The organism is Stenotrophomonas sp. GD04145, assembly GCF_029835135.1.
GTDB classification, from domain to species: domain Bacteria; phylum Pseudomonadota; class Gammaproteobacteria; order Xanthomonadales; family Xanthomonadaceae; genus Stenotrophomonas; species Stenotrophomonas maltophilia_P.
The window spans coordinates 1-4944 of record NZ_JAODZG010000088.1 but is presented as its reverse complement, the minus strand read 5'-3'; the positions used below and the strand labels follow the sequence as shown (position 1 = coordinate 4944).

At 67.3% G+C, this 4944-nt stretch carries 5 protein-coding genes and 1 tRNA gene; all 6 read left to right on the top strand.

Annotation, left to right across the window (positions count from 1 at the left end; all coding sequences use genetic code 11):
* Positions 1-1545 (top strand): tetratricopeptide repeat protein (locus N7367_RS19280; RefSeq protein WP_279943025.1); only part of this gene is annotated, 1545 nt, incomplete at its 5' end.
* On the top strand, positions 1542-2201 hold the full coding sequence (gene lolB, locus N7367_RS19275) for a lipoprotein insertase outer membrane protein LolB (RefSeq protein WP_279943024.1): 660 nt from the start codon (positions 1542-1544) through the stop codon (positions 2199-2201). The genes N7367_RS19280 and lolB, both read left to right, overlap by 4 nt.
* The gene (ispE, locus tag N7367_RS19270; protein ID WP_053520287.1) at positions 2198-3067 is read left to right on the top strand and encodes a 4-(cytidine 5'-diphospho)-2-C-methyl-D-erythritol kinase; all 870 of its coding nucleotides are present in this window, start codon (positions 2198-2200) and stop codon (positions 3065-3067) included. The genes lolB and ispE overlap by 4 nt, the downstream gene beginning before the upstream one ends.
* 10 nt (positions 3068-3077) lie before the next feature.
* Positions 3078-3154 (top strand) — tRNA-Gln (locus N7367_RS19265).
* Positions 3155-3292: 138 nt separating this feature from the next.
* A complete protein-coding gene (locus N7367_RS19260; RefSeq protein ID WP_053520289.1) occupies positions 3293-4252 on the top strand; it encodes a ribose-phosphate diphosphokinase in 960 nt (319 codons plus the stop codon).
* 109 nt (positions 4253-4361) lie between these two features.
* Positions 4362-4944 (top strand): 50S ribosomal protein L25/general stress protein Ctc (locus N7367_RS19255; protein ID WP_279924550.1); only part of this gene is annotated, 583 nt, incomplete at its 3' end.

Genomic DNA, 4944 nt, shown 5'->3' with positions numbered 1-4944 from the left:
TTCGCCCTGCAGGCCGGCAAGCTGGCCGAGGCGGCGCGCTGGTACCTGCAGGCCGCCCAGCGCAGCGACGGCGATGCCGGCCTGGCCGAGCGCGCGACCCGTATTTCCATGCTGGCCAACGACGATGCCAGCGCCGCCCAGGGCCTGGCCCTGTGGCAGCAGCGCGCGCCACGGTCGCTGGCCATGCGCAGCGCGGCCGGTGCGCTGGCGATGCGCCAGGGCGACGTGAAGGCGGCCCGCAGCGAGCTGCAGAGCCTGCTGCAGGACAGCGATGACCGCGGCTGGAAGTTTGCCCTGGCCGCGCTGGTCGGCGGTGGACGCGATCCGGCCGTGCCGGCGCAGGTGCTGGGCGAGCTGGTCGATGCCAACGCCATCCCGCCGAAGATCGAGGCCTGGCAGGAATTCGGTCGCCTGGCGCTGCGGATGGAAAAGCCGGAGCTGGCACGGCGCATGATCGATGAGGTGGTCAAGCGCTTCCCGGAAGAGCCGCGCGTGGCGTTGCTGCGCGCCAGCCAGCTGCAGCAGGCGGGGCAGACCGATCGCGCGCTGGCGCTGCTGCGCGAGGTCGAACCGAAGACCCGCCAGGATCCGGAACTGCGCAACGCGGTGGCCATTGCCTACGACAGCCTGAACCAGCCGGCCGCCGCCGAGCGGGTGCTGGCGGTAGGGCCGCAGGACGTGCAGACCTGGGGAATGCGGGCGTCGCTGCTGGCCAAGCAGGGAGACAAGGCGGCCCTTTCCAACCTGTACAGCGAGCTGTCGCGGCAGGCCGCCAAACCGGACCCGGCGCAGCGCCTGCTGCTGGGCAAGATCGCGGAGTATCTGAAGCGTTATCCGGAAGCGGTGCAGTGGTATCACAGCGTGCCGGGCGGCGATGAACTGAGCGAGGCCCGCCTGCGGGCGGCGAGCGCACAGGCGCTTGCCGGGCGCCAGAGCCTGGCGCTGGACGAGGTACACGCGATCCAGTCCGATGCAGGCGTGGACGACGAGGTGCGCCGCGACGCCTATCTGCTGGAAGCGGAACTGCGGCAGCGCGCCAGCGACGATGCAGGTGAACTGGATGCGCTGGCCCGCGGTCTGGCCGCTTACCCGGACGAGAATGCACTGCTGTACGCGCGTGCGTTGGCCTGGGAACGCCGTGATGATATTGCCCGTGCCGAGGCCGACCTGCGCAAGATCCTGATCACCGAGCCGGAGAACGTGCCGGCGCTGAATGCGCTGGGCTACACCCTGGCCGATCGCACCGGTCGCTACCAGGAGGCGCTGGAACTGATCGACCGTGCCCGCGTGGCCGAGCCGGACAATGCCGCCATCGTCGACAGTTATGGCTGGGTGCTGTATCGCCTGGGCCGCAACGAAGAGGCGCTGGTGCAGCTGCGTCGTGCGTGGACCCTGGCCAAGGATCCGGAGATCGCCGCACACGTCGGCGAAGTGCTGTGGGTGCTCGGCCGGCATGACGAGGCCCGCCACTTCTTCGAGGAAGCGGCCAGGCTCGACCCCGACAACCGCGCGCTGCAGCGTGCCCGCGAGAAATTCAATCCATGAGTGCTTCCCTGTTCCGGCCGCTGCTGTTGGCAGTGGCGACCGTCGCCATGACTGCCTGCACGTCGCTGGGCACCCAGAAGACACCGGCGCCGGCCGTGGTCGAGACCGTGTCGGCGGAAGCGGCACAGGCCGAAGCCGCGCGGGTAGCGGCGCTGCAGGCGCAGCCGGAGTGGTCCTTCCAGGGCCGGGTAGCGGTCAGCAAGGGCAAGGACGGTGGCAGTGGACGCATCGACTGGCAGCAGGCCGGGCGGCGCTACGTGATCGAGCTCAGTGCACCCGTGACCCGGCAGAGCTGGAAGCTGACCGGCGACAGCCAGCATGGAGGCGGTCGCCTGGAGGGACTGGCCGGCGGCCCGCGTGAAGGCGAGGACGCGCAGCAGCTGCTGCTGGAGGCCACGGGCTGGGAAATCCCGGTCAACTCCCTGCCCGAGTGGGTGCGTGGGCTGGCGGTTGCCGATCCCGCCGGCGCGGGCAAGGTCGAGCGTGATGGCGAAGGCCGCCCGCGCCGCATGCAGCAGATGGGCTGGCAGATCCAGTACCTGGACTGGTACCCCGCCGAGGCCGGGCGCCCGTCCCTGCCGCGCCGGATCGAAGCCAGTAGCGGAGACGCCAAGGTTCGCCTGCTGGTGGACCAGTGGGGGCAGGGCGCGCCATGAGCGCGGGTGCGGAGGATGCGGGCTGGTCCTGGTGGCCGGCCCCGGCCAAGCTGAACCTGTTCCTTCATATCACCGGCCGCCGCGCCGACGGCTATCACGAGCTGCAGACCGTGTTCCGCCTGCTGGATTGGGGGGACCGCATCGGCCTGCGCCTGCGTGAAGACGGCCAGGTACGTCGGCAGGGTGAGGGATTGCCGGGTGTGGACGAGGCCGACGATTTGGCCGTACGTGCCGCCCGCATGCTGAAAGAGGTCGCCAACATCGACCAAGGTGTCGACATCATCGTCGAAAAGCATATTTCGGCCGGTGGTGGGTTCGGCGGTGGGTCATCCGACGCTGCCACCGTGCTGGTGGCGCTGAACCGGCTCTGGAACGCCGCTCTGGACGAGGACGCGTTGGCCGCGCTGGGCCTGCGCCTGGGCGCGGATGTGCCGGTGTTCGTGCGTGGCCGTAACGCCTGGGCCGAAGGTGTGGGAGAGCGGCTGCAGCCGATCACCCTGGCACCGGCCTGGTATGTGGTGGTCGAGCCCGGCGTTCATGTTCCGACCCCGGTCCTGTTCGCAGCCCCGGATTTGACGCGCGACAGCCCAGTGGCGAAAATAGACGACTTCGCTTCCGGGGCCTTGGTCGGGAACGCGTTCGAACCGGTGCTGCGCCGCCGCGAGCCTGCCGTCGAGGCAGCACTTGCCGCGTTGAGCGACATCGGTACCGCGCGACTGACCGGTTCTGGAAGTGGTTGTTTCGTCGAATTCGCATCGCAGACTGCCGCACAGCAGGGGCGGGCGAAGTTGCCGAAGGAGTTGCGGGCCAGGGTGGCTGCGGGCGTTGCGCGTTCGCCGCTGCTGGATGCACTCGAGCAACACTGATTTCAAATGCAGGGGCGTCGCCAAGAGGCCCAAGGCACCAGGTTTTGATCCTGGCATTCGTAGGTTCGAATCCTACCGCCCCTGCCAATGCGGCTGTGTCCGCGCCTTCAGCGCATCCTCCGCGCGGGACGTGGAAACAACCGCGGTGTTGTCAGCAGCAAGGGTCCGGCGTGGTCCTTGCCGCCACCGGATCCCCGCCACTCGTCCCCGCCCGAGACAATCATGATGCAAGAGTCCCCGAACCTGCTGGTCTTTTCCGGCAACGCCAACAAACGTCTGGCGCAGAACATCTGCAAGGAACTGGGGGTTCGCCCGGGCAAGGCGCTGGTCTCGCATTTCTCCGATGGAGAAGTGCAGGTGGAGATCGAAGAGAACGTCCGCAAGCAGGACGTGTTCGTGATCCAGCCGACCTGCGCACCGAGCGCGGAAAACCTGATGGAACTGCTGGTGCTGATCGACGCGCTCAAGCGCGCATCGGTAAACAGCGTGACCGCCGTGGTGCCGTACTTCGGTTACTCGCGCCAGGATCGCCGCATGCGTTCCTCGCGTGTGCCGATCACCGCCAAGCTGGCGGCGAAGATGTTCAGCACCGCTGGCGCTGATCGCGTGCTGACGGTCGACCTGCACGCCGACCAGATCCAGGGCTTCTTTGATATTCCGGTCGACAACGTTTATGCCTCTCCGCTGCTGCTGGCCGACATCTGGCGCGCCTACGGCACGGAAAACCTGATCGTGGTGTCGCCGGACGTGGGCGGCGTGGTCCGCGCCCGTGCCGTGGCCAAGCGCCTGGATGATGCCGACCTGGCGATCATCGACAAGCGCCGTCCGCGCGCCAACGTCTCCACCGTGATGAACATCATCGGTGACGTCGAAGGCAAGACCTGCGTGATGGTCGATGACATCGTCGACACCGCCGGCACCCTGTGCGCCGCTGCCGCTGCCCTGAAGGCGCGCGGTGCGCTCAAGGTCGCCGCCTACTGCACCCACGCGGTGCTGTCGGGACCGGCGGTGGACAACATCACCAATTCCCAGCTCGACGAGCTGGTGGTGACCGATACCATCCCGCTGAAGGACGCAGCGCGGGTGTGCAGCAAGATCCGCCAGCTGAGCGTGGCGGAAATGCTGGCCGAAACGATGCGCCGCATCGCCTTCGGCGAGTCGGTCAGCTCGCTGTACGTCGACTGAGTTTTTCGTCCCTGCCGGCAACGGCAAGGACTTTCCCGGATGCTTCTGGTCGCGGAAGCATCTTCAATCGCCAAGCCGCAGGGCAAGGCAACAACCTGAGTAGTCGAAAATGTCGAAGACCCATGAAATCAAGGTCACCAAGCGTGAACTGCAGCGTAAGGGTGCGAGCCGCCGCCTGCGTCACGCCGGTGTGATCCCGGCCATCGTGTACGGCGGCAACGCCGAGCCGGTCGCCATCAGCCTGGACCACAACGAAATCTGGCTGGCACAGCAGAACGAGTGGTTCTATGCCTCGATCCTGGACCTGAACCTGGACGGCCAGGTGCAGAAGGTCCTGCTGCGTGACATGCAGCGCCATCCGTACAAGCAGCTGATCATGCACCTGGACTTCCAGCGCGTGAACGAGAACGAAGCCCTGACCGCTTCGGTCCCGCTGCACTTCATCAACGAAGACACCTCGCCGGCCGGCAAGGCTGCCGACGTCGTGGTCACCCACGAACTGAAGGAAGTGACCATCAGCTGCCTGCCGAAGGACCTGCCGGAGTCGATCGAAGTCGACCTGGCCGACCTGGCTGCTGGCGACGTGGTGTACCTGTCCAACATCAAGCTGCCGAAGGGCGTGGAAATCCCGGCCCTGGCGCTGGGCAAGGACCACGACGACGCGATCGTCACCGCCAAGCACGGCAAGGAAG